Origin of the sequence: Herbiconiux dendrobii (assembly GCF_052048175.1) — a bacterium.
Lineage (GTDB): Bacteria > Actinomycetota > Actinomycetes > Actinomycetales > Microbacteriaceae > Herbiconiux.
This window is the reverse complement of sequence record NZ_JBLZQV010000001.1, coordinates 100,486-122,900: the sequence shown is the minus strand read 5'-3', so window position 1 is coordinate 122,900 and position 22,415 is coordinate 100,486. Positions and strand designations below refer to the sequence as shown.

Genomic DNA, 22,415 nt, shown 5'->3' with positions numbered 1-22,415 from the left:
GAGCGCGCGGCAGCCCCGAGCGGGTTCGGTGCGTGGATGGTTGGCCTGGTGATGGGCTGCCGCGCGCTTCGCGCTTGCCCTCGATGACGGTGCCCGATTCAAGGGGCCGGGCGCGGCTGGTCAGGCGGCAGGGCGCTTGATGGTGCGTCGGCGGGTGGTCGGGATCGGTGTCTGCTCGATATCGACCCAGCGCGGCGGGATGAGGTGAGGCACCCCAGTTTGCATGGTCAGTTTCCAGGACGACTTGTGCAGGTGCGAGTGGTGGAAGTGGCAAAGCAGGACGCCGTTGTCGATGTCGGTGCGGCCTGGTGGATGGTCGGCGGAGACCCATTCGTCTGCGTGGTGTGTTTCGCAGAACGACGGGGGCCGGTCACAGTCGGGCCAGACACATCCGCCGTCTCGGGCCGCGAGGGCCCGGTTCTGGGCCGGAGTGAAAAGGCGTTCTGTCTTGCCGTGGTAGAGCACCGCACCCCGGTCGTTGAACAGGGTTACGGCGATCGGGGAGGTGCAGCGCAACTGCGCGATCGTGGAAGCGGGAACGGGCTCGTCGATACCGTCGATCCACCCGACGCCGCGGCCGGTCTCGATGTTGTCGAGAGTGGTGTGGACGTTCAGGGTGGTGGTGGCGCCGTTCAAGCGAGGCATGTCGGGGGCGCCGGCAGCGCGGGCGATGAGCTCGGTGACGGTGTCAGCGTTCTTTTGCACCTGCGTGCGAATATCCGAGGTCGCAGTCTGCGCCACGTATTCGTCCTCGGTCAGGAACCGCGGCCCGCTGGAGGGTGATCCGGCGATGCGGGGGCTTTGCATGGCCTGGATGCTCGCGAGCCAAATTCCGCCTTGTTCGGGGGTGAGGGCGAACCTCCCGCGGATCATCCCGTCGCTGGCCTGGGCGATGGTGAGGGAGCGCTGCTGCTGGTGCACCTCATCCCGAGGTTCGGCACCGTCGGGGTCGATGACCTCGCGCAAGTGGGTAGCGAGCCTGGACGCCTGATCGGCGGTCAGATGGTGCGTGAGGATTTCGTCGACGAGGGTCTGCTCGGCACTGGCCACGACGTCGGGGGCGCATCCGCGTTCCGTGAGTTCGGTGCATCGGTTGACGATGATCGACGCGGTCTCAACCCCGAGGGCACCCTCATCGAGAGCCTGACCGACGACCGGGAACGGGGCGGGCCCTTCACCGCCACCCAGAAGCACGGCACCACGGAGTTTGCGCCCGATCTCGAGACGGGTCTTGCTCTCACGCGCTGACGTGCCGGTGACGGTCGAGACGAGTTTCACCGGGCTGGTGAAGTTCTGCGACCGACTCAACCCCTCGTCACCGAGCTCGCTACGCGACCGCACCCCCACCTCACCCGCGACCCGAACCTGCCAGGCCGAGAGCGCCCGCCCGGCCGCCTCGATCGCGGCCATGACCTCAAGCAGATCCTCGTCTTGCAACCCCGACACCACGGCGTTGATTTCGCCCGGGTCACCACGGAGATCGGTGGCGACCCCATGGAATCGAGCGGCTGTCTGCATACTGAGATTCTATCAGAAACACCTGATGAAAGCTCGGTTAAATTCAGGCCAGAAGGCTCTGCGGAGTCGACGGTCCCCGCGTGGTGCGGGCCGGATCCGAGCCGCCGACACCGCCCCAGCCGGAGAACGCGACTCAGGTCGCGAGAGGGCGGATGCGCAGGGTCGTGAGGCCCCCGTCGACGTCGAGGGCGGTGCCCGTCGTGGCCGAGGCCAGCGGGCTCGCGAGGGTGGCGATCGCGTACGCGACCTCCTCGGGCGTGACCATGCGGCCCGTCGGCTGGCGGGCATCCAGAGCGGCACGCTCGGCCACGGGGTCGTCGTACTTCTTGAGGTAGTTCGACACGAACGGGGTGTCGACGGTGCCGGGGCGCACGCAGTTCACCCGCACGCCCTCGCGCACGTGGTCGACGGCCATGCCGTAGGTGAGCGCCAGCACGGCGCCCTTCGAGGCGCTGTAGAGCGCCCGCTCGGGGATGCCGTTGCTGGCCGACACCGAGCAGGTGTTCACGATCGCCGCGTGCGCCGAGCGACGCAGGTACGGCAGGGCCGCAGCGCTCACGCGGGCGACGCCGATCACGTTGATGTCGAGCACGCGGCGCCAGTCGTCGTCGCTGTTCGCCTCGACGGTGCCGATGGCGCTCACGCCGGCATTGTTCACCACGATGTCGATTCCGCCCGCCCAGTCGGCCACGGCCGCGACGGCGGCATCCACCGATTCCCGCGAGGTCACATCGGCGGCGAAGCCCGTGAGCCCCTCGGGGAGGCCCTCGGCGTTCAGGTCGAGCACGGCCACGCGGGCTCCTCGGGCAGCCAGGTGCAGCGAGGTGGCGAGGCCGATTCCGGATGCCCCTCCCGTGACGATCGCGGTGAGCCCGGCGAATTCGCCGGCGGCGAGGGCGGCTGCGGAACCGGGAGCGGCGCCGGCGACGGCCCCGAGCCCGGTGTCCGCACCCGCGGGGGTGGTCTCAGCGGTTTCAGACATGGCTCACGAACTCCTGACGCGCGCGGCCGAGGCCGTCGATCTCGAGCTCCACGACGTCGCCGACGCGGAGGTAGGGCTGGCCCTCGATGCCCATCGCCACACCGGCGGGGGTGCCGGTGTTGATGATGTCGCCGGGCCGCAGCACCATGAACTGGCTGACGTACCAGACCACGTGGTCGATACCGAAGATCTGGTTCGCGGTCGATCCGTTCTGCCGCTCTACGCCGTTCACCCAGAGGCGCAGGCCGAGCGACTGCGGGTCGTCGAACTCGTCGGCGGTGGCGAGCCACGGGCCGAGCGGGTTGAAGCCCTCGCAGCTCTTGCCCTTGTCCCACTGCCCGCCGCGCTCGATCTGGAACTCGCGCTCGGAGACGTCGTGCGAGAGCACGTACCCGGCGACGTGACCGGCGGCCTCCTCGACCGAGTCCAGGTAGCGCGCGGTGCGGCCGATCACGATGCCGAGTTCGACCTCCCAGTCGGTCTTCACCGAGTTCCGCGGAATCGGCACGGGGTCGGATGCTCCGCCCAGCGTCGACGGGTCCTTCATGAAGATCACGGGCTCGGGCGGGTACGCGGCCCCGGTCTCGTCGGCGTGGTCGCGGTAGTTGAGGCCGATGCAGACGATCTTGGTGGGCTGGGCGACCGGGGCGCCGAGCCGGGCATCCTGATCGGCCAGCGCGGTCAGCTCACCGGAGTCGAACGCCGCCTGCGCCCGCGCGGGGCCGTCGCCGGCGAGGAAGGCGCCGTCGATGTCGGCCGTCACCGGGGTGAGGTCGTAGGCGGTGCCGTCGATCAAGACGGCGGGGGTCTCCTGGCCCACGGGGCCACGGCGCTGGAACTTCATGCGAGGTGCTTTCTGGTCGAGGGAGAGGAGAGGGGAAGAGGAGAAGAGAAGAGAAGAGAAGAAGCGAGGTCACTGGCCGGGTACGAGGCGGAGGCCGGCGCGCTCCGGGCGCACGTGCGGGCCGGCCGGCGCGCGCCACCCTTCACCCGCGTCGAGCGCGGCGATCGCGTCGAGGTCGACCGTGATGCCGAGGCCGGGCGCATCGCCGAGCACGATGCCGCCGTCGGCGATCGTCTGGTCGACGGTGAGACCGTGCGGGAAGGCGAGATCCTGCACCTCGGTGCTGAGGTGGTTCGGCACCGCGGCCGCCGCGTGCGCGATCGGGTTGCCGTTGTAGCCCACAGGGCTCACCGGCAGGTCACGGGCGTGCGCGATGGTGGAGACCCGCAGGAAGTGCGTGATGCCCCAGATCATGCCGGCCTGCACCACGTCGACGGCGTTCGCGGCCAGCAGCGGACCGTACTGCTCGAGCCCCACGAGGTTCTCGCCGGTGGCGACGGATGCCTTCACGGCGCGTCCCACGACGGCGTGCCCCTCGGCGTCCCAGCGCCGCACGGGCTCCTCGATCCAGGTGAGCGGCACGCGGGACTCGACCTCCGAGACGTAGCGCACGGCCTGTTTGCGGTTCCAGGCCTCGTTGGCGTCGAGCATCAGGGCCGGGCGGGGGCTGTTGCGGCGCAGCACGTCGGCCACGCCCTTCAGCCGCGCGATGTCGGTCTCGGCGTCGAGCCCGCCCTTGAGCTTGGCGCTGGTGAAGCCGTGGTCGGCGTAGCGCTGGTAGAGGGCGAACAGCGCCTCGTCGTCGAGCGCGATGTCCAGGCCCGAGGCGTAGCCGGGCACGAAGCGGTCGCGGGCGCCGAGGGTGCGCCAGAGCGGCTCGTGGGCCATCTTCGCCTTGAGATCCCAGAGCGCCATGTCGACGGCGCCGATGGTGCCGAACGTGCCGGCGTGACCGGCTTTGAAGACGTGTGCGAGCATCCGGTCGTAGAGGGTGGTGACGGCGCGCGGATCCTCGCCCTCGATCGCCGGGAACACCCGCGCGATGTCGGCGTGGGCGCCGAGGCCCACGCCGGTGAGCCCGTCGTCGGTGTGCAGCAGCAGCACGCCCACCTCGGTGACGCCTCCTGCGATGACGCCGTTCACGTCGCCCACGGGGCGGCCCCAGTCGTGCACGGTGCTGAGGCTCGTGAAGCCGGTGATCTTCATGGTGATTCCCTCCGCGCGCGGCGCGTCCCCGGTCGCGACGATGCGGCCCGGTAAACAACATACATCATACGTTCCACTTTTCGAGCGCCCGCCAGAGGGAATCAGGCACCTCGGCGCCGAAGAGATCGGCATTCCGGTCGACCTGACCGGCCGTGCGCATGCCCAATGTGACGTTGACGACGGACGGATGCTGCAGCGGGAACGCGATGGCCGCCTGCGGCAGGGTCACCCCGTGCGCCTCGCAGATCTCGGCGAGCGCGATGGTGCGCTCGAGCAGCGCGGGCGGCACCGGGCCGTAGTTATAGCGGGCGTCGGGGGCGGGGCGGTCGGTCGCGAGCAGGCCGGAATTGAAGACCGCGACGGCGACGATCGACTTGCCGTTCGCGCGCGCCGCCTCCAGGGCCGGCCGCGCCGACTCCTGCTCGAGCAGCGTGTAGCGGCCCGCGAGCATGGCCACGTCGATCGCGTCGGCGGCGAAGAGCTCCGCCAGCTGGCCGGCGTCGTTGGTGCCCACACCGCGAGCGCCGATCACGCCCTCGTCGCGCAGGTCGGCGAGCGTCTCCGCGGCCTCCCAGGCGGCGCGCTCTCCGAACTGATCGGGGTCGTGGGCGTAGAGCACGTCGACGCGGTCGGTTCCGAGGCGCTCCAGGCTCTGCTCGAGCGAGCGCCGGATGCCGTCGTGCGAGAAGTCCCACTCGCGGCGCAGCGCATCCGGAACCACGAAGTCGGCGTCCTGCCCCGTCGGATGCTCGTTCGGCACGAGCAGGCGGCCCACCTTGGTGGAGAGCACGTACTCGTCGCGGGGGTACTGTGCGAGCGCCGCGCCGAGCCTTCGCTCGGAGAGGCCGAGCCCGTAGTGCGGGGCGGTGTCGAAGTACCGGATGCCACGCTCCCAGGCGCGCTCGACCGCCGCGCGCGCCTCGGCGTCAGAGGTCTCGCGGTAGAGGTTGCCGAGACTCGCCGCGCCGAAGCCGAGCTCGCTGACGCGCAGGGCGGTGCCGCCGAGCGGGCGCGTGGGGAGTGTCTTCGTCGAAGGGCTCATGCGATGGCTCCGTAGGTGTCGCGGGCGGTGCCGGCGTCGATGTCGCGCCGCTCGTCGGCCGACAGCGCGGCCGACCAGTCGAGGTACTGGGCGAGCCACGGGATGTAGTCGTCGGCGAGGCGCACGAGCGGCCAGTCCGAGCCGAACATCAGGCGGCCGGGCCCGAAGACCTCGAGCGCCACGCCTCCCACGCGGTCGAGGTGGGCGACGGATGCGGGGCCGCCGCGCACGGCGACCCCGGAGATCTTCGCCACCACGTTCGGGCGGCGCGCGAGCTCGGCGAGGTCGGCGGCCCAGCGGGCGAAGGCGTTCTCCGCGTCGACGTCTGCGCCTTCGCCGGCGGTCGCGGGCGGCTGGCCGAGGTGGTCGAGCACGAGGCGCAGCTCGGGGTGGGCGTCGGCCACCCGCGCCGCGGTCGCGAGCTGCCACGGGCGCACCACCAGGTCGAAGCCCAGCCCGGCGTCGGCGAGCGCGTCGAGGCCATGCGACACAGCCGGCCGCAGCAGCCACTCCGGATCGGGATCGACGTGCGCCAGGTGACGGATGCCCACGAGCCGCTCGCCGCCGGGCTGCGCGCGCAGGGCCTCCAGCCGGCCGGGCGCATCCGGGGCGTCGAGGTCGAGCCAGCCCACCACCGGGCCGTGCGCCGCCGCGAGCAGGTCGGCCGTCTCGTCGGCGTCGTTCAGGGCCTGCACGAGCACGAGACCGTCGATCCGCACCCCCAGCGCGGTCGCGGCATCCTGAGCGACCGTCTCCAGCTCGGGCACCGAGAAGTCGCGGTCGATCTCGGGGAGCGACTCGTCGATCCAGTCGATCGGGGTGCGCGTGCGATCCCAGACGTGGGCGTGCGCATCGACGATCACGCGCTCGCTCACGGCAGGTGCCAGACCTCGGTCAGGGGCGCCCAGCGCTCGCCGGCCGGCAGATCGGCGAAGAGCGCCACCTGGCAGGGGTCGGTGTGCGTCCACCACTCGCGGGTGACCGGGTCGAGGGCGATGCGCGCCATGTCGGCGTCGTGGTCCTCTCCCACGTACTCGTAATAGGCGACGAGCAGGTCGCCGCGCACGAAGATCGTGTAGTTGGTCACATTGCACGCGGAGAGCGTGGCCTCGACCTGCGGCCAGACCGCCGCGTGCAGCTCGAGGTACTCCTCGCGCTTGCCCGGTTCGACGCCCACGACCAGTGCATGCCGCTCGATGCCTCTGCCCACCCGACGCTCCTTCGCGATCCGCTTCCCTGAGGTGTCCTTAGATAATACATATTATCTTTGCCGGTCGGTGTCCGCCGACCGAGGGACCTCTCGCACAGGATAGAATCGATGCAATGTGCGGCATCGTGGGCATCGTTTCGTCTGAGCCCGTCAACCAACTCGTCTACGACTCCCTTCTGCTGCTGCAGCACCGGGGTCAGGACTCGACCGGCATCGCGACGGCCGAGGGCAGCATCTTCCATATCGTGAAGGCCAAGGGCCAGGTGCGCGAGGCCTTCCGAACCCGCGACATGCGTTCGCTGCTCGGCACCATGGGCCTCGGGCACGTGCGCTACGCCACGCAGGGCAACGCCTCGCAGGAGCAGGAGGCGCAGCCGTTCTACGTGAACGCGCCCTACGGCATCATCCTCGTGCACAACGGCAACCTCACGAACACGCGTGAGCTCACCGGCGAGCTCTACAACATCGACCGCCGGCACCTCAACACGAGCTCCGACACCGAGGTGCTGCTGAACGTCTTCGCCAACGAGCTGCAGTCGCAGATCACCGGCCTCTCGCTCGACCCCGAGCAGATCTTCACCGCCGTCTCGCGCGTGCACGAGCGCGTCGAGGGCTCGTACGCCACCATCGCGATGATCGCCGGGCACGGACTGCTCGCGTTCCGCGACCCGTTCGGCATCCGTCCCCTCACCATCGGCGGCCGCCTGCTGGAGAGCGGGCAGATGGAGTACGTCGTCGCCTCGGAGTCGCTCGTGATGGAGAGCCTCGGCTACGACATCGTGCGCGACGTCGCTCCGGGCGAGGCCGTGTTCATCACGCTCGACGGCGAGATGATCACCAAGCAGTGCGCGCCGAACGCCCGGCTGGTGCCGTGCTCGTTCGAGTACGTGTACCTCGCCCGCCCCGACTCGGTGCTCTCCGGCATCTCGGTGTACGAGGCGCGCCTGCGGCTCGGCGACTACCTCGCCGACACGGTGGCGCGCTACACGCCGATGGGCGACATCGACGTGGTCATGCCCATCCCCGACTCCTCGCGGCCGGCCGCGATGCAGGTGGCGCAGAAGCTCGGCGTCGAGTACCGCGAGGGTTTCTACAAGAACCGCTACGTGGGCCGCACGTTCATCATGCCCGGGCAGGCCGCCCGCAAGAAGTCGGTGCGGCAGAAGCTGAACGCGATGTCGAGCGAGTTCAAGGGCAAGAACATCCTGATCGTCGACGACTCGATCGTGCGCGGCACGACCTCGAAGGAGATCGTGGACATGGCCCGGCAGGCCGGCGCCAACAAGGTGACTTTCGCCTCGGCCGCTCCCCCGGTGCGGTACCCGCACGTGTACGGCATCAACATGCCGTCGCGGCACGAGCTGGTGGCGCACGACCGCAAGATCCCCGAGATCGCGGCGGCCATCGGAGCCGACCACCTGATCTACCAGGAGGTCGAAGACATGCGCGCGGCGATCACCCAGGGCTCGCCCGACGTGCACGACCTCGAGATGAGCTGCTTCACGGGCGACTACATCACCGGAACGGTCACACCCGAATACCTCTCCTGGGTCGAGGCGAACCAGCTCTCCTGACCCAATAGGCTCGGGGCATGGCGACTCCCGACTTCGTTCTGGCCCTGCGCGAGAAGATCGGGCATGCCCCGCTCTGGCTGACCGGCATCACCGCGGTGGTGCTGCGCGACGCCCCGGATGCGGCTGCAGCGGGCGCGGCCGGTTCGTCCGCCGAGCAGGAGGTGCTGCTCGTGCGCCGCGCCGACAACGGCGCCTGGACCCCGGTGACCGGCATCATCGACCCGGGCGAGGAGCCCGCCGTCGCGGCCGCGCGCGAGGTGCTCGAGGAGGCCGCCGTCGTGGCCGAACCCGTGCGGCTGACCTGGGTGCACACCATCCCCGAGATCGTCTACCCCAACGGCGACCGCTCGCAGTACATCGACATCGCGTTCCTGTTCCGCTACGTCTCGGGCGAGCCCTATCCCGCCGACGGCGAGAACACCGAGGCCCGCTGGTTCGCGCTCGACGCGCTGCCGGAGATGTCGGCCGAGATGACGGCGCGCCTGCGCCAGTGCCTCGCCGGCACCCCCGAGGCCCGCTTCGAGTTCTGAGCCGCGATCCGAGAATGGCGAGCGGCGGCCTCAGGCACGCTCGACGACTCCGCGCACGAAGGCGGCCTGGCCGGCGTGCTGCAGGTCGTCGGAGATGACGCTCACCAGGCGCACGGCGAGGGTCACGGGCGGATCCCAGTTCTCGTCGACGACCTCGGCGAGCGCCGCCCGGCCCTCGCCGAGCGAGCGCAGGTAGGCGAGCGTGGCCGCGTAGACGGCCTCGTGGTAGCCCACGAGTGACTCGGCGGTGACGCCCGGGCCGGCCACCTGCGCGACCTCGGCCGGCGACTGGCCGTACCCCGTGGCATCCGGAGCGAAGGGCAGACCGAAGCGCTGCTCCCAGCCGCCCTCGGTCCACACCTGAGCGCGGCCCGCGACCTCGGCCACGTGGTCGTCCTGCACCCGGGTGAGGTGCCACACCAGCCAGGCGATCGTGTTCGCCTCGGGATCGAGCCTCGCCGAGAGCTGCTCGGCGGTGAGCCCGCCGGTGGCGCGGCGAACCGTGTCGCGAATGCGGGTGAAGGCGTCTTCGAGAACGTCGATGCTGGTGGTCATCACCTCACCCTAGAACCGATGGGGCGGTGACGGCAGGGCGGTGCCGGACAGCGCGGGCGGCCGCTCATCGGCCTGGCTCGCTCAGGGAAGGCACGAGGCCCTATCAGGCACTTCCGAAACTGACGCCCTACCCTGGCGCATATGCCCGAAAGTCCCCACCGCTTCGTCGCCTGGTTCCAGCGCCTGATCGACGGCACGAAACGCCCCGTCGGCATGATCCTCGCCCTCAGCGTGGCCGCCGCCCTCCTCGTCACCGTCATGGCCGTCCCCGCCATGGCCGTCTCCGGCGTCTACGCCAGCCGTACGGTTGACGTGCTCGACACGCTGCCCGACTCCATCCGGCCCTCGACGCTGGCCCAGAAGTCGGAGATCTACGCCACCAACGCCGACGGGTCGACGGCCCTGCTCGCCACCGTCTTCGACCAGAACCGCCAGGAGGTGGGCTGGGACGACATCTCCCAGTCGGTGAAGGATGCGGTCGTCTCGACCGAAGACCCGCGCTTCTACGAGCACTCCGGCGTCGACATCGCCTCCACCCTGCGGGCGGCCCTCGGCAACGTGGCCTCGGGCGGCGTCTCCAGCGGCGCGTCGACCATCACGATGCAGTACGTGCGCAACATCCTGGTGCAGCAGGCCACCCAGCTGCCCACACAGGCCGAGCGCGATGCTGCCTACGCCGACGCCACCACCGAATCGCTCGACCGCAAGATCACCGAGATGCGCCTGGCCATCGCGCTGGAGAAGCAGTACTCGAAAGAGGACATCCTGCTCGGCTACCTCAACATCGCCAACTTCGGCGGCTCGGTCTACGGCATCGAGGCGGCCGCCGAATACTACTTCGGCGTGACCGCCGCCCAGCTCACCCTGCCCCAGGCCGCGAGCCTGGCGGCCACCGTGAACGCTCCGAACGCCCTGCGGATCGACGAGCCCGAGAACATCGCCGACAACACAGCCCGCCGCAACGAAGACATCCTGGCCTCGATGCTCAAGCAGAAGTCGATCACCCAGGCGCAGTACGACGAGGCCATCGCCACACCGGTCACCCCGAACATCACGCAGCCGACCACCGGATGCCAGGCCGCCGCATCCGGAGCCGCCTACTTCTGCGACTACGTGACCTGGATCGTGAAGAACGACCCCACGTTCGGTGACACCGCGGATGCCCGCTGGTCGAACTTCAAACAGGGCGGCTACAAGATCTACACCACCCTCGACACGACCCTGCAGGCCAATGCCGACGAGACGATGAAGGAGTACATCCCGGGCTCGATGGAGGACATCGAGATCGGCTCGACCATCGTGACCGTGCAACCCGGCACCGGCCGCATCCTCGCGATGGCGCAGAACACGACCTTCAGCGACGACTCCTCGGTCTCGGCGCCGGGCGTGACCGCCGTGAACTACAACACCGACATCGACTACGGCGGCTCGTCGGGCTTCCAGGTGGGGTCGACCTACAAGGTGTTCGCACTCGCCGAGTGGCTGAAGCAGGGTCACACCCTGTCGGACAGGGTGAGCGGCAACGAGACCACGTGGGACACGTCCACGTTCCCGAACTCCTGCATGACGCTCGGCGGCTCGTGGGAGCCGGCGAACGACGGCAGTTCGCGGCCCGGCACGATGAGCGTGCAGAGCGCCCTGACGAACTCGGTCAACAACGCCTTCGTGGCGATGGCGCAGCAGCTCGACCTCTGCAACATCAAGAAGACCGCCGAGTCGCTCGGGGTGCACCGGGCCGACGGCAACGACCTCGACACGCAGCCCTCGTCGGTGCTCGGCACCAACGAGATCGCACCGCTGACGATGGCCGCCGCCTACGCCGGCATCGCCGCGAACGGCGTGTACTGCGCGCCCGTGGCCATCGACCGCATCGTGGCCCCGGATGGCAGCGAGCTCACGCCGCCGGCCGCCAACTGCGCTCAGGCGATGGATCCGACGATCGCGGCGACGCTCGCCTATGCGATGCTCGGGCCGATCGAGAGCGGAACCGCCACGGCATCCGACCCCGGTGACGACATCACGCACATCGGCAAGACCGGAACCACCGACAACGAGAAGGACACCTGGATGGTGGGCGCCTCGACGGCTGCCGCCACCGCGGTGTGGGTGGGCAACGTCACCGGAAACGTCTCGCTGACCGAGGTGGAACCCAACGACTGGACGGGCAGCACCGTGCGGCACCGCATCTGGAAGTCGGTGATGACCGAGAACGACGAGGTGCTGGGCGGCGGCGACTTCCCCGACCCCGACCGGGAGCTGGTGAACGGCTCGTCGACCCGCTACGGCGACAACTCCTCGGGATCGTCGGGCTCGTCCGACTCCGATTCGACCCCCACGCCGACGCCGACGCCGGATACGCCCGCTCCGGCGCCCACCCAGGCACCCGTCCCGGTGCCCGACCCGGTCGTGCCCGACCCGGTCGTGCCCACCCCGACGACCACACCGGCGGCCGGCCCGGGGACGACCGGCTAGGGAGTCGCGTAGGCCGGGATGGTGGAGTCGATCATCCAGTACGAGTTCTGCACGCGCTCGGCGTCGCCCGTGAAGCCCGAGTCGGGGATCATGAGGTAGGCGGACGGGTCGCCACCGTCGTTCCAGGTCGTGTCGACCGCCAGCCACTGACCGTCGACCGACACCTTGTTCCAGGCGTGCGAACCGCCCGCGAGCACGTCCCCGGTGACAACGACGGTCTGCACGCCCGCCGCGTTCGCCAGGGCGTTGAACGCGTACGAGTAGCTGGCGCACACGCCGATGCCTTGCAGCAGGGTACCGGTGGCGTTCCACGCGTATTCGTAGCCGACCGGCGTCCCGTCGAAGGAATCGCTCTGCAGGAGGGCGAAGGCCTCGTGGTCGTACTCGGCGTTCGAGATGAGCCAGTCGTTGAGCGCGATCACTTTGTCGCGGTCGCTCATCCCCTCGGGCGCCACCGCCGCCACGACCTCGTCGACCCGCTGCTTGAGGCTCGCCTGCAGCGCGGCGACCTCCTCGGTCGGCAACGAGTACGTCACCAGCATCGTGTCTCCGCCGTCGCGAAGCCCCGTGTAGCTCACGTTGAACACATAGGGGTTCTGGGCCCGGGCCTCGGCTATGGCGTCGTACGGATCGGGGGCTCCCGGGGCATCGACGTAGTCGGAGATGTCGATCGACGTCGTCTGTGCGATCAGGTGTCCGGCCAGGAAGCGCGTGAACTCCGTGCTGCCGTAGACGGGGTAGTCCGTGGGCGGCACCTCCTTCACGGGCTCGGAGTCCGTGTTCTCCGGGGGCGCGAAGGCGTCGAAGCGCGGCATCCCCGTCGCCGGCGCCGATGCCTGGGCCTCGGCGTTGAACTGGGCGATGGCGGCGGCCGGATCGGGCGTGGAGAGCTTGGTGATCGGGATCCACTCCCCCAGCTGCGTGTTGCGCCCGCGCAGGGGGAGGATCCAGCGGTCGCCGTAGTCGAGCACCGCGCTGTCGTCGATGTATGCCACCGTCGACCGCGTCCGCCCGTCGACCGAGGTGAACGGCAGCACCTTCTGCACGTTCTCGATGCCCTCGATGTATCCGCTCGCACCCCACTTCTTGAGGGCACCGGTGGAGTTGACGGCCACCTCGTAGGGCAGGAATCCCGTCGCCTCGGTGAAGTCGTGTGGTGTGAAGGGAGAGAAGCTCGTGCCGTCGGTCGCGATCACACCCACGTCGAAGCCGATCGTCTCGGCCACGATCTCGGCTTCCTCCGGAGGCAGCACCTCACCGCCCGCCACGTCGTCCTCGGTCTGCGAGCGGTAGTTGTAGGACTGGAGGCCCACGTTCTGGCGGGTCACGAACGGCGCCTCCGCGACCTCGGTCGACTCGGAGTCACCGGCCGACGACCACTCCGTCCCGTCGACCTCGGCCACGATGCTGTAGACGCCCGAACCGCCGACGGTGACCTCGTGGTTGATGACGAGGTACCGGGCGGCACCCTCGACCGGCGTCCACGACAGGCTGACGGTGCCGTCCTCCTCCGCGGGCCCGAACGACACGTCGGGCGCGTCGAGTTGCGACTGCACGGTGAACTTCGTCACCAGCGGCTTGGCGCGCTCGCTGCCGTCCTCGGCGAGGCGGCTCACCAGGAAGTACTCGTCGTGCAGGCCCCACTGACCGTACGACGACTCGGCCTCGTCGAGGATGAAGCCTTCGGTGCCCCCGCTCGCCGTGCCGACCTCGGAGCCCGACACCGTCACGTCTCCCCCCGGGTCGAGTTGGAACACGGAGTACTCCGCGGGCTTAGTGAGCGCGGCGTCGTAGAAGACCTGGTAGGCCCAGTCCGGCGCGTTGCCGCCGCGATCGAGGTCGCCCTCATCGGCTCGCGCCTTGTTCTCGGCCTCGAGGTCGTAGTCGACGTCGATCACGAACTCGTGATCGCGGGCGAGATCCGGCATCGACTCGGTGAAGTCGTAGAGGGCGGATCGATCCGAGTAGACCGTGCCCTCGCCCCCGCCGGTGAACGCCGGCACCACCACGAAGGTCGCCACCAGGGCCAGCACCGCCGCGACCGCGACGCCGCCGGAGACCAGCCCGATCAGGAGGCCGCGCCGCTTGCCCGCCCTCTTCTGCGGCCCAGGGGCGCACGGATCCGTGTACCAACCGGCCGGTTCGCCCCCGTTCGATCCCGTCACGTGACCCTCCCTCTCCTCTGCATGTGTGCAACAGACCTCGGGTCAAGCTTGCCAAGAGTCGGGTGCGACGCCAAGCTCGCCCCGTCGCCGTCCGGCCGGTCGGGTGGTGACGGGGTTCAGGCGGTGACGTCGACGACGACCTTGCCGCGGAGTCCGCCGCGGCCGAGCGCGGCGAGGGCGGCGGGGGTCTCCGAGAACGGGAAGACGCGGCCGATCACCGGATGCAGCGCGCCCGCGTCGACGAGGCGCGCGACCTCGGCGAGCTGATCGCCGTCGGCGCGCATCCAGAGGAACGAGTAGTCCACGCCCAGTCGTCGCGCCCGCCGGCGGATTCCCGCGCTCAGCCCGCCGACGGCGATCCGGAGGGCCGGGTTGACACCGATCGCGCGGGCGAAGGCCGGATCGGGTGGTCCTGCGATGCCGATCGCGAGCCCGCCACGGCGCAGCACCCGCAACGACTTCTCGAGGTTGTCACCGCCCACACCGTCGATCACCAGATCGACACCCGAGAGCACCGTCTCGAAGTCTTGGGAGCGGTAGTCGACGACCTCGTCGGCACCGAGCTCACGCAGCCATCCGGTGTTCGACCCGCTGGCCGTCGTCGCGACCTCGGCACCCAGGTGCTTCGCGAGCTGGATCGCGATCGACCCGAAGCCTCCCGCTCCGCCGTGGATCAACACCCGCTGGCCGGGCTGCACCCGGCCCCGCTCGACCAGCGCCTGCCACGCGGTGAGAGCGACCAGCGGCAGCGACGCGGCCTCGATCATGCCGACCGTTCTCGGCTTCCGTGCCACGTCGGCCTCGGCGATGGCGATGCGTTCGGCGAAGCCGCCGATGCGGAGATCCGCCGGCCGCGCGAAGACCTCGTCGCCCACCGCGAAGCGGGTGACCGCCGGTCCGACGGCCTCGACGACTCCCGCCACGTCGTGTCCGAGCGTGAGCGGGAGCTCGTACCGGAGCAGGGCCTTGAACTCGCCTTGCGCGAGCTTCAGGTCGAGCTGGTTCACCCCGGCGGCCTCCACCCGCACCAGCACATCGCGGTCACCCACGATCGGTTCGGCTGCATCCGCTTCCCGGACCTCACCCTTGTATCGATCGATCCCGAAGCTCTTCATCGTCTCTTCTCCCGTTTTTTATGAGCGTACTCACTTCTGACGTTGATCGCAAATGATTGCACCGTGAGAACGCGGTAGGCTCGAGCCCTGATGACATCTCCCGACAGCGCGCCGCTCGGCCGACGCGAGCGCAACAAGCAGCAGAAGCTCGATCGCATCACCGCCGCCGCGGACGAGCTCTTCGACCGCTTCGGGGTCGACGAGGTCACGACCCAGCAGATCGCCGATGCGGCCGACATCGGCACGGGCACGCTCTTCCTCTACGCCCGTAGCAAGGCCGAACTCCTGCTGCTCGTGCAGAACACGCACTACGCCGAGGCGATCGAGGCAGGCCTCCGGGCGGCGGCGAACGCGGCCTCGCCGCTCGACGCGATCATGGCGCTCGTCGAACCCGTCGTGGAGTGCAACCGCCGGCAGATCGACAACGGACGGATCTACCTGCGGGAACTCGTGTTCGGCGACCCAGAGGAACCCCACCACGCCGTGGGACTCGAACTCATCCAGCGCGTCGACGCGGCCTACGTCGAGATCCTCCGACGCGACGGCCGGCTCACCGCGGAGGACGCGGCCACCCTCGCCCGCACCATCTCCGCGGTCATGTTCATCAGCCTCGCGTCACCGGTTCACCTGCACAGCACCGAGCAGCGGGTCTGCGACGACATCCGCGATCAGGTGCGCCTGATCATCCCGAGCTGACACGGCCCGACGAGGACTCAGGAATCGCGGCCTCGGCGAATGCGCGCTCGATGGCGCGGTGGCGGCGGATCACCACGTCGCTCCAGTCGGGGTGCGTGATCGCGTACCGGCGGCCGTCGGCGATCGCGTCGGCCGCGATCACGGCGACCTCGTCCGCCTCCAGCCACGGCAGCCCGCCTCCGTCACCGGCCGCGAGGTCGACGTCGACCAGCCCACCCGCGGAACCCGCCGGCCGATTGCGTGAGCTCGCGCCGAGGCCCGTGCGCACCGGCCCGGGCGCCAGCAGCGTGACCGCGATGCCCTCGTCGGCGAGCTCGTCGGCGAGCACCTCGGTGTAGGCCGTCACCGCGAACTTCGTGGTGCCGTACCCACCCATGCCCGCATCCGGCGCGAGCCCGGCCATCGACCCGGTGTTCAGGATGGCGCCTCCCGCCACCCGCAGCTGGGGCAGGAACGCCGCGACGCCGTGGATCGTGCCGAGGAGGTTCACCCCGAGCAGCCAGGCCCAGTCCGCGTCGTTCATGGTCTCCAGCCGGCCCGTCGAGGCCACGCCGGCATTGTTGACCAGGACGCCGGCCGGGCCGTACCGCTCGCGCACGGCCTCGGCGAGCGCCGTCACGCTCGCGAGCTCGCTCACGTCGACGACGAACCCCGCGCCGCCCACCTCGGCGGCCACGCGCTGCGCTGCTCCGAGGTCGATGTCGGCCACCGCCACCCGCGCTCCCCGTTCGGCGAGCCGCAGCGCGATCGCCCGCCCGATGCCCGAGCCCCCTCCCGTGATCACGGCCACTCTGCCCTGCACGTCCATCCGGCGCCCTCCGTCGTCCTGCCCACCAGCGACTCAAGCTCAGCACGAGTGGATGCGGGTTTACCATGGTCATCTCCACACTTTTTCCGGGGAAGCAGCTCGATGCGATGCTCCTCGGCGCCGCATCCGTGGACCGCGACCGAAGGAGTTCGCATGGCCTCGAGCAACCTCAGCCTGCGCCAGCTGGAGTACTTCCTCGCCATCGCCGACTCCGGATCGATCTCGCTGGCGGCCGCGAGCCTGCACGTCTCGCAGTCGGCGGTGGCCGCGAGCCTCTCCGCCCTGGAGCGCACCCTCGACGCGCAGCTGTGCGTGCGCCGTCGCGCCCACGGCGTCTCGCTCACCGCGAGCGGGCGGCAGCTGCAGCGGCAGGCGCGCGAACTGCTGGGCGACGCCGACGAGCTCGAACGCAGCATCCGCGGCGGCTCGTCGTCGATCGGCGGCGCGGTCACCATCGGCTGTGCCGAAGAGATGGCCCCGGGCATCCTGCCGCCCATCATCGAACGACTGGCGCAGGAGCATCCCGAGCTCGCGGTGTCGGTGGAGATCGGCCTGGAGGAGTCGTTCTGGCCGCGGCTGCTCACCGGCGAGGTCGACCTCGCCATCACGCTGGACCGCCGGCAGCCCACCGACCTCGAGGCCGTGCGGTTGTGCCCGCTGCCGCTGAACGTCATCCTGCCGGCGGGGCATCCGCTGGCCTCCGACGACGAGATCGGGGTGCACGAGCTCGCCGGCGAGACCTGGATCATGCTCGACACCGAGCCCGGAGCCACCCACTCGCGCACGCTGTTCAACGAGGCCGGCGTGCGGCCGCGGATCGGCTTCCGCTCCCCCAGTTACGAGCTGGCGCGATCGCTGGTGGGGCGGGGGCTCGGCTACACCCTGCACATCCACCGGCCGGCCGGCGACCTCACGCACGAGGGGCGGCCGCTGGCCGTGCGCCCGCTGCGCACCGACGCTCCGGTGGAGTACGCCACGCTGGCCTGGTCGGCGCACATCCGTCCCTCGCCGGCGGCGCGCGCCGTGATCCGCGCCGCCACGGGCGCCTGGCCGGGTTCCACGGGGCGCGCGGCCACCTCGGAGCACGGCTCAGCCGGCGGCGGTGCCGACGGTGCGCAGCGGATGCCGCAGGTCGCCGGGCCAGCCGTCGAGGTGCCGGCCGAGTAACCGCCACTCGCCGTCGCGCCGCTCGAGCTCGTCGCGCAGGTAGCCGCTCATCTCGAAGCGCACCTCGCCGGTCTCCGGATGCCGCACCGAGGTCATCCAGTAGGCCCAGGCGGTCCAGGCCTCTCCCGGCGGACGGCCCTCGGATGCCCCGGCCGCCGGTTCGCGCGGGGTGAACAGGGTGTTCGAGAGGCGGTGCTGCCGGCCGGTCGGACCGCCGACCCGTGCGGCCGACATCCGCCGGATGTCGTCGATGCCCTGCCAGACGCCGAGGGCCCCGTCGGGACCGACCTCGCTGAAGCTCGCATCCGGCCAGAAGGTGGCGAGGTAGACCTCGAGGTCGCGGGTGTCGAGCGCCCACAGCCCGGTGTCGATCACCTCGGCGATGGCGTGGCGGTCGGCGGGAGACGGGCCGGTGCCGGGGCCGGGGCCGACAACGCTCATCGCGCACCTCCGGCGGTGCTGCCGGCGGCGGGCGCATCCGGCAGGTCGAACGCCGAGCGCTGCACGCCCAGGATCGTGGCGCCGATGCCCTGCATCCACGCCCCGTACTGGGCGGCCGCATGGGTGCGGTACATCATGATGTCGCGCGCGTAGCGCTCCATCCGGTGCCCGGGCCGGGCCTCCGAGCTGCCCGCGGAGGTGAACAGCAGGTCGACGGCCTCGGCGGCCAGGCGTCCCGCCTCGAGCGTGAGGCCGTTCAGGCGCGTGTCCATGCCGCGGGTGAGCGGCGCGCCCTGCGTCGCGAAACGCTCCGACCAGTCGGCGATCGTGTCGGCCACCTGCATCAGGATGGCCTCGGCGGAGTCGGCCTTGATCGAGGCCTCGCCGAAGATGCGCTGGCTCGAAGGATCGTGATCGCGGGTGACGAAGGGTGGCAGCGGCGCCTTGCGCACCCGGGCGAGGCGCTCCCACTCGTCGAGGGCGGCCCGCGCCGCGCCGACCGTGACGGCGGCGAGCTCGGCGCCGAGGAAGGCCTGCACACTGCCGATGTAGAGCGGATCGCCGTGCAGCGCCGCCCCGGTCTCGGCCGCGGGCACCTCGCCGGCCCAGGTCGCGTCGACGAGGTTCTCGGCCGGCACGAAGACGTCGTCGAACGCCACCGAGTTGGATCCGCTGGCGCGCATGCCGAGCACCTGCCCGCCGCCCCAGTCGTCGAGCCGGGTGTACGACGAGCGGGGCAGCAGCACCTGCGCCGAGCGCGGGCCACCCGATCCGTTGGTCTCGCCCTCCACCGTCACGAACACGATCGCGTGCGTGGAGTACGGCGAGCCCGACTGGTACCGGGAGGTTCCCGAGAGGCGGTATCCGCCCTCGACCGGCCGCGCCGTGCCGGCGGGCGACAGGCTGTGCGAGGAGCGGAAGTAGCCGGCCGCGTCGGTGAACGCCTCCTGCTGCACCGACTCGGGCCACGACGACGCCAGCTGGATGTTGTGGGAGTGCCCGAGGCAGTAGCACCAGCCCGTTCCCGGGTCGGCCGCCGAGATCTCGATCACCGTGCGCAGCCAGGTGCGCAGCGAGACCTGCGCCCCGCCGAAGCGGCGCGGCGTGAGCAGGTGGTACAGACCGAGCTCGAGCATCCGCTCGTGCACCTCGGGCGGGTAGTGGCCGAGCCGCTCCGATTCGTCCTGCTGCGAACGGATGAGCTCGCGCAGCGAACGGGCGCGCTCCAGGATCCGCTCCTCGTCGGCGTCGTCCCGCGGCGCGGCGGGGGCGGGCGGGGGCGCGAGGGTGGTGTCGGATGGGGTCATGGCTTCTCTCCTTCGAGCGGCGGGGACGGATGCGCGGGAGCCGGCGGGCGCGGCTCGACGGCCGAGGCGGCGAGCCGGATGACGGCGGTGAGCTGAGTGGGATCCTCGAGCGCGAGGTACGCCTCGGGCGCCGAGTCGAGCGTGTGCACGGCGGTGACGATGCCCTCGGCCCGCAGCGCCCCGCTCTCCAGCAGCGCCTCGAGCTCGGGCACCGAGCGGCGCACGTCGCCGCCACCGCACTGCGAGCCGACGATGCGGCGTGAGCCGAGCGAGTACTGCAGGTTGTCCAGGCGCACCTCGGCCCGCTCGCTCTCCAGGCCCGTGGGCACCACGGTGCCGCCGTAGCGGGTGAGGTCGAACGACTGGCGCATGGCCAGGGTGGTGCCGGCGGCCTCGAGGCCCACGTCGACGCCGCGACCGCCGGTGAGCGCGCGCACCTGCGCGACGATGTCGTCCGACGGGGCGAGCGTGTGGGTGGCGCCCGCCGCGCGGGCCTGCTCGCGGCGCCACGGATGCGGGTCGATCGCGATCACAGTGCTCGCCCCCGTGAGAATCGCGGCCTGCACCATCCAGAGGCCCACGTGCCCGCAACCGGAGATGCCGACCGACTGTCCGGCGCGCACGACGGCCACGTCGCGCACGGTGCCGGCGCCCGAGGGGATGCCGCAGCCGAGCAGGGCACGGTGCTCGGCTGGGGCGCGGCCGGCGATCCGCACCAGGTTCGACTCGACGTACAGCATCCGCTCGGCGTGCGTGCCGATGCCGCCGTCGCTCCACACGACCTCGCCGCCGGCCGCCACCCCCACGCGCCGTTCGGCGAAGGCGAAGATCTCGTCGCAGGCGCCGGGGGTGCCGTTCCGGCAGTAGAAGCACTCGCCGCACTGGCGGGTACCGGTCACCACCACGGCGTCGCCCGGTGCGAACCGGGTCACGGCGGCGCCGACCGCGCCGACCCGCCCGGTGGCGGCGTGACCGAGCACCCGGCGGCGGCCGTCGACCGGCACGGCCGGGGCATCCGGATCGGCGCGCCGCCGGTCGATGGTCAGCAGCTCGGTGCGGCACACGGCCGAGGCCTCCAGCTCCACCAGCACGTCGCGCGCACCGAGGGCGTCGAGCTCGAGCTCGATCGCCTCCGGCGGCGAGCCGTCGCCGCGCGCCACCAGGGCGCGGGTGCGCACCGGGCCGGTCATCGCGGCCAGATGCCCTGTTTGCCGGGCGCGAGGATGCCCTGCGGATCGACGGCCTGCTTGAGCGTGCGCACGAACTCGAGCAGCGCGCCGTCGTTCCAGGAGAACTGGGCGGCCACCGTGTCCATGAACTCCAGGTGCGCCCGGTACTCGCCGTAGCCCTTCGCCGCGAGCAGCGGCACGAGCTCCGAGAACGCCACCCGCACCTTCTCCGACTCCACCGGGTCGGCGGCGTCGAAGAAGATCATCAGCACGTTCACCGCATGCCGGGCGGTGCCCAGCCAGCCGCCGATGTAGTCGAACCCCGCGGCCTCGATGTGCGTGCGCATGATGCGCGAGGCCTCCACCACGTGCTCACCGGTGAGCGGCGACACCGGGCAGAGCCCGATGTGCGCCCCTCCCGGCCCGTTGGCGCGCCAGCGCACGCCCTCGGCCAGCAGCATGCCCGGGATGCCCGCGGCGAAGTGGTCGACCGGCTCCACCTCCTCGGCGCTCGCGGTGCCGCCGTAGCGGTGCACGACAACCGTGCTGCCGGGGATGGCGGCGATCGCCTCGCGCAGTCGCCGCTCCTTGAGGTCGAGCAGGGCCTCGGATCCGTAGAAGGCGCACTTGACGTTCCAGAGGCCGATGCCGAGGTCGTCGGCCAGCACCCGCACCACGTCGTCCGGAACCACCCCATCACCGTCGAACCAGCGCTCGCGCGGCGACATCCCAGCCGCCACGCCCACCGCGTTCGCGGCGTTCACCACGCCGTCGACGGTGCCGTCGAGCTTGAGCTCGCGCATCGCATCGACCAGTTGCGGCAGCGCCTCTTCGGAGTCGATCGCGATGCGGCAGGCGGCGAAGCGCTCGGGCCGCGGCATCAGCCAGACGCCCATCTTGGTGACGATGCCGAGGTTCGACTGCATGAACAGCCCCTCCAGCCCCGGGCCGAAGCCGCCGCGGTAGAGCGGCCACGCCTCGGAGCCGGGCAGCGCGCCCATGCCGGTGCGGATGAGCTCGCCCGAGGGCAGCACCACCTCGAGTCCGCAGACGAACTGCTGGTGGTCGCCGTGCGCGGTGTAGCCGTAGCCGCGTTCGAGGGCGTTGCCCACGACGCTGCCCCAGCCGAGGTCGGGCACCGAGGCCCAGAGGCGCGACCCGCGGCGCAGCAGCTCGTCGTGCAGCTCGAAGAAGCTCACCCCGGGCTCCACGATCGCGTACGCGGTCTGGTCGTCGACCGTGAGAACGCGGTTCATCCGGGTGAGGTCGATCACGACGCTGCCCGGCACCCGGGGCGCGGGGCCGCCGTAGCCGAGGTTCTTGCCGCGGCCGATCGGCCAGAGCGGCACCCCGAGCTCGCCGGCGGCGCGCACCACGGCCTGCACCTGCTCCACCTCGGCCGGCCGCACCGCGCCGCCCGGCAGGAAGGTGCGCCGGTCGCCGAGGGCGTAGGCGTCGAGGTAGTCGTCCACCTCGTCGGCCGCCGAGACGTTGGCCGCACCGACGATCCCGGCAGCACGCTCGATCAGTCGTGCCGCCGCCGCGAAGGTCTCGGCCGGTTCGGTCGAGGCTGCGGGCCGGATCCGTTCGGGGCTCAGCGGAGCGTCGCCCACC

The 22,415-nt window shown here is 70.9% G+C and carries 20 protein-coding genes; 5 read left to right on the top strand and 15 right to left on the bottom strand.

Annotated elements, in window-relative coordinates:
* Positions 1 to 120 precede the first annotated feature (120 nt).
* From ACN4JJ_RS00575 to ACN4JJ_RS00545, 7 genes are all read right to left on the bottom strand, one after another.
* Positions 121 to 1,518 (bottom strand): HNH endonuclease signature motif containing protein, encoded by a 1,398-nt coding sequence (locus ACN4JJ_RS00575; RefSeq protein WP_440707959.1) that lies wholly within the window; start codon positions 1,516 to 1,518, stop codon positions 121 to 123.
* 133 nt (positions 1,519 to 1,651) lie between these two features.
* Positions 1,652 to 2,500 carry an SDR family NAD(P)-dependent oxidoreductase gene (locus ACN4JJ_RS00570; RefSeq protein WP_440707958.1) on the bottom strand — a complete coding sequence of 283 codons (849 nt, stop codon included), beginning with the start codon at positions 2,498 to 2,500 and terminating at the stop codon, positions 1,652 to 1,654.
* Positions 2,493 to 3,344, bottom strand: coding sequence for a fumarylacetoacetate hydrolase family protein (locus tag ACN4JJ_RS00565; protein ID WP_440707957.1), 852 nt, complete (start codon positions 3,342 to 3,344; stop codon positions 2,493 to 2,495). Before ACN4JJ_RS00565 ends, ACN4JJ_RS00570 begins: the two co-directional genes overlap by 8 nt.
* Before the next feature lie 69 nt (positions 3,345 to 3,413).
* On the bottom strand, positions 3,414 to 4,550 hold the full coding sequence (locus tag ACN4JJ_RS00560; protein WP_440707956.1) for a mandelate racemase/muconate lactonizing enzyme family protein: 1,137 nt from the start codon (positions 4,548 to 4,550) through the stop codon (positions 3,414 to 3,416).
* A gap of 64 nt (positions 4,551 to 4,614) precedes the next feature.
* Entirely contained in the window at positions 4,615 to 5,592 is a 978-nt protein-coding gene (locus tag ACN4JJ_RS00555) for an aldo/keto reductase (protein WP_440707955.1), read from the bottom strand.
* Entirely contained in the window at positions 5,589 to 6,467 is an 879-nt protein-coding gene (locus tag ACN4JJ_RS00550; protein ID WP_440707954.1) for an amidohydrolase family protein, read from the bottom strand. The genes ACN4JJ_RS00555 and ACN4JJ_RS00550 overlap by 4 nt, the downstream gene beginning before the upstream one ends.
* Positions 6,464 to 6,802 carry an L-rhamnose mutarotase gene (locus ACN4JJ_RS00545; RefSeq protein WP_440707953.1) on the bottom strand — a complete coding sequence of 113 codons (339 nt, stop codon included), beginning with the start codon at positions 6,800 to 6,802 and terminating at the stop codon, positions 6,464 to 6,466. Before ACN4JJ_RS00545 ends, ACN4JJ_RS00550 begins: the two co-directional genes overlap by 4 nt.
* Positions 6,803 to 6,915: 113 nt before the next feature.
* Between ACN4JJ_RS00545 and purF the strand changes: the two genes are divergently transcribed.
* The gene (gene purF / locus ACN4JJ_RS00540) at positions 6,916 to 8,376 is read left to right on the top strand and encodes an amidophosphoribosyltransferase (RefSeq protein ID WP_440707952.1); all 1,461 of its coding nucleotides are present in this window, start codon (positions 6,916 to 6,918) and stop codon (positions 8,374 to 8,376) included.
* 17 nt (positions 8,377 to 8,393) lie between these two features.
* Positions 8,394 to 8,906, top strand: a complete 513-nt coding sequence (locus ACN4JJ_RS00535; protein ID WP_440707951.1) for an NUDIX hydrolase — start codon at positions 8,394 to 8,396, stop codon at positions 8,904 to 8,906.
* 30 nt (positions 8,907 to 8,936) lie between these two features.
* Here ACN4JJ_RS00535 and ACN4JJ_RS00530 read toward each other — a convergent pair whose 3' ends face one another.
* Positions 8,937 to 9,461 carry a mycothiol transferase gene (locus tag ACN4JJ_RS00530; RefSeq protein ID WP_440707950.1) on the bottom strand — a complete coding sequence of 175 codons (525 nt, stop codon included), beginning with the start codon at positions 9,459 to 9,461 and terminating at the stop codon, positions 8,937 to 8,939.
* Positions 9,462 to 9,602: 141 nt separating this feature from the next.
* On the opposite strand from ACN4JJ_RS00530, the gene ACN4JJ_RS00525 reads away from it, so the two are divergent.
* Entirely contained in the window at positions 9,603 to 11,933 is a 2,331-nt protein-coding gene (locus ACN4JJ_RS00525; protein WP_440707949.1) for a transglycosylase domain-containing protein, read from the top strand.
* On the opposite strand, the gene ACN4JJ_RS00520 is transcribed toward ACN4JJ_RS00525, so the two are convergent.
* Both ACN4JJ_RS00520 and ACN4JJ_RS00515 read right to left on the bottom strand, forming a co-directional pair.
* The gene (locus tag ACN4JJ_RS00520; protein WP_440707948.1) at positions 11,930 to 14,098 is read right to left on the bottom strand and encodes a transglutaminase domain-containing protein; all 2,169 of its coding nucleotides are present in this window, start codon (positions 14,096 to 14,098) and stop codon (positions 11,930 to 11,932) included. The two genes, ACN4JJ_RS00525 and ACN4JJ_RS00520, sit on opposite strands and share 4 nt — an antisense overlap.
* Before the next feature lie 116 nt (positions 14,099 to 14,214).
* On the bottom strand, positions 14,215 to 15,213 hold the full coding sequence (locus tag ACN4JJ_RS00515; RefSeq protein ID WP_440707947.1) for an NADP-dependent oxidoreductase: 999 nt from the start codon (positions 15,211 to 15,213) through the stop codon (positions 14,215 to 14,217).
* A gap of 90 nt (positions 15,214 to 15,303) precedes the next feature.
* Here ACN4JJ_RS00515 and ACN4JJ_RS00510 point away from each other — a divergent pair, with 90 nt between their 5' ends.
* On the top strand, positions 15,304 to 15,909 hold the full coding sequence (locus ACN4JJ_RS00510) for a TetR/AcrR family transcriptional regulator (RefSeq protein ID WP_440707946.1): 606 nt from the start codon (positions 15,304 to 15,306) through the stop codon (positions 15,907 to 15,909).
* Here ACN4JJ_RS00510 and ACN4JJ_RS00505 read toward each other — a convergent pair.
* Complete coding sequence (locus tag ACN4JJ_RS00505; protein WP_440707945.1) at positions 15,896 to 16,717, bottom strand: SDR family oxidoreductase; 822 nt, start codon at positions 16,715 to 16,717, stop codon at positions 15,896 to 15,898. The two genes, ACN4JJ_RS00510 and ACN4JJ_RS00505, sit on opposite strands and share 14 nt — an antisense overlap.
* A gap of 153 nt (positions 16,718 to 16,870) precedes the next feature.
* On the opposite strand from ACN4JJ_RS00505, the gene ACN4JJ_RS00500 reads away from it, so the two are divergent.
* Positions 16,871 to 17,884, top strand: a complete 1,014-nt coding sequence (locus tag ACN4JJ_RS00500; RefSeq protein ID WP_440707944.1) for a LysR family transcriptional regulator — start codon at positions 16,871 to 16,873, stop codon at positions 17,882 to 17,884.
* On the opposite strand, the gene ACN4JJ_RS00495 is transcribed toward ACN4JJ_RS00500, so the two are convergent.
* Genes ACN4JJ_RS00495 through ACN4JJ_RS00480 form a run of 4 tightly spaced genes read right to left on the bottom strand, consistent with a single transcriptional unit; the run spans position 17,807 to position 22,414 of the window.
* Positions 17,807 to 18,325, bottom strand: a complete 519-nt coding sequence (locus tag ACN4JJ_RS00495) for a nuclear transport factor 2 family protein (RefSeq protein ID WP_440707943.1) — start codon at positions 18,323 to 18,325, stop codon at positions 17,807 to 17,809. The two genes, ACN4JJ_RS00500 and ACN4JJ_RS00495, sit on opposite strands and share 78 nt — an antisense overlap.
* A complete protein-coding gene (locus ACN4JJ_RS00490) occupies positions 18,322 to 19,632 on the bottom strand; it encodes an acyl-CoA dehydrogenase family protein (protein WP_440707942.1) in 1,311 nt (436 codons plus the stop codon). Before ACN4JJ_RS00490 ends, ACN4JJ_RS00495 begins: the two co-directional genes overlap by 4 nt.
* A complete protein-coding gene (locus tag ACN4JJ_RS00485; RefSeq protein WP_440707941.1) occupies positions 19,629 to 20,822 on the bottom strand; it encodes a zinc-binding dehydrogenase in 1,194 nt (397 codons plus the stop codon). The genes ACN4JJ_RS00490 and ACN4JJ_RS00485 overlap by 4 nt, the downstream gene beginning before the upstream one ends.
* Complete coding sequence (locus ACN4JJ_RS00480; RefSeq protein WP_440707940.1) at positions 20,819 to 22,414, bottom strand: FAD-binding oxidoreductase; 1,596 nt, start codon at positions 22,412 to 22,414, stop codon at positions 20,819 to 20,821. The genes ACN4JJ_RS00485 and ACN4JJ_RS00480 overlap by 4 nt, the downstream gene beginning before the upstream one ends.
* Position 22,415 lies beyond the last annotated feature (1 nt).

What these genes read in the sequence shown, in the direction of transcription:
- ACN4JJ_RS00575 (WP_440707959.1), bottom strand. Translation starts at nt 1,518, where the DNA reads ATGCAGACAGCCGCTCGATTCCATGGGGTCGCCACCGATCTCCGTGGT.
- ACN4JJ_RS00570 (WP_440707958.1), bottom strand. Translation starts at nt 2,500, where the DNA reads ATGTCTGAAACCGCTGAGACCACCCCCGCGGGTGCGGACACCGGGCTC.
- ACN4JJ_RS00565 (WP_440707957.1), bottom strand. Translation starts at nt 3,344, where the DNA reads ATGAAGTTCCAGCGCCGTGGCCCCGTGGGCCAGGAGACCCCCGCCGTC.
- ACN4JJ_RS00560 (WP_440707956.1), bottom strand. Translation starts at nt 4,550, where the DNA reads ATGAAGATCACCGGCTTCACGAGCCTCAGCACCGTGCACGACTGGGGC.
- ACN4JJ_RS00555 (WP_440707955.1), bottom strand. Translation starts at nt 5,592, where the DNA reads ATGAGCCCTTCGACGAAGACACTCCCCACGCGCCCGCTCGGCGGCACC.
- purF (WP_440707952.1), top strand. Translation starts at nt 6,916, where the DNA reads ATGTGCGGCATCGTGGGCATCGTTTCGTCTGAGCCCGTCAACCAACTC.
- ACN4JJ_RS00535 (WP_440707951.1), top strand. Translation starts at nt 8,394, where the DNA reads ATGGCGACTCCCGACTTCGTTCTGGCCCTGCGCGAGAAGATCGGGCAT.
- ACN4JJ_RS00530 (WP_440707950.1), bottom strand. Translation starts at nt 9,461, where the DNA reads ATGACCACCAGCATCGACGTTCTCGAAGACGCCTTCACCCGCATTCGC.
- ACN4JJ_RS00525 (WP_440707949.1), top strand. Translation starts at nt 9,603, where the DNA reads ATGCCCGAAAGTCCCCACCGCTTCGTCGCCTGGTTCCAGCGCCTGATC.
- ACN4JJ_RS00515 (WP_440707947.1), bottom strand. Translation starts at nt 15,213, where the DNA reads ATGAAGAGCTTCGGGATCGATCGATACAAGGGTGAGGTCCGGGAAGCG.
- ACN4JJ_RS00510 (WP_440707946.1), top strand. Translation starts at nt 15,304, where the DNA reads ATGACATCTCCCGACAGCGCGCCGCTCGGCCGACGCGAGCGCAACAAG.
- ACN4JJ_RS00505 (WP_440707945.1), bottom strand. Translation starts at nt 16,717, where the DNA reads ATGGACGTGCAGGGCAGAGTGGCCGTGATCACGGGAGGGGGCTCGGGC.
- ACN4JJ_RS00500 (WP_440707944.1), top strand. Translation starts at nt 16,871, where the DNA reads ATGGCCTCGAGCAACCTCAGCCTGCGCCAGCTGGAGTACTTCCTCGCC.
- ACN4JJ_RS00495 (WP_440707943.1), bottom strand. Translation starts at nt 18,325, where the DNA reads ATGAGCGTTGTCGGCCCCGGCCCCGGCACCGGCCCGTCTCCCGCCGAC.
- ACN4JJ_RS00490 (WP_440707942.1), bottom strand. Translation starts at nt 19,632, where the DNA reads ATGACCCCATCCGACACCACCCTCGCGCCCCCGCCCGCCCCCGCCGCG.
- ACN4JJ_RS00485 (WP_440707941.1), bottom strand. Translation starts at nt 20,822, where the DNA reads ATGACCGGCCCGGTGCGCACCCGCGCCCTGGTGGCGCGCGGCGACGGC.